Below are 316 nucleotides of genomic sequence, written 5' to 3' on the forward strand. Positions count from 1 at the left end.
GACGACCAGCGCCTGGCCGAGGAGCGTGATGCGCTGTTGGCCTGCCTGGAACAGTTGCCGGGCACGGTCATCCTGGTCAGTAACGAAACCGGCCTGGGCGTCGTGCCCATGGGCGAGCTGACCCGACGCTATGTCGACCTGGCCGGCTGGCTGCACCAGGCCGTGGCCGAGCGCTGTCAGCGTGTGGTGCTGACCGTGGCAGGGTTGCCCTTGATGTTGAAAGGGCCTGCGTTGTGAGGGTGGGGGCTAGTTCAAGATTGTATTGGGGCGTGCAGGTGTCTGCCTTGGGTTATGTGGTGCCTGGAAGATCGAGCGC

At 64.6% G+C, this 316-nt stretch carries 1 protein-coding gene; it reads left to right on the forward strand.

Annotated elements, in window-relative coordinates; genetic code table 11:
* Positions 1 to 237 (forward strand): bifunctional adenosylcobinamide kinase/adenosylcobinamide-phosphate guanylyltransferase (locus M2S36_RS20275; RefSeq protein WP_333957741.1); only part of this gene is annotated, 237 nt, incomplete at its 5' end.
* Positions 238 to 316 lie beyond the last annotated feature (79 nt).

It is taken from the genome of Pseudomonas sp. SF2, from assembly GCF_036858055.1.
Classification (GTDB): domain Bacteria; phylum Pseudomonadota; class Gammaproteobacteria; order Pseudomonadales; family Pseudomonadaceae; genus Aquipseudomonas.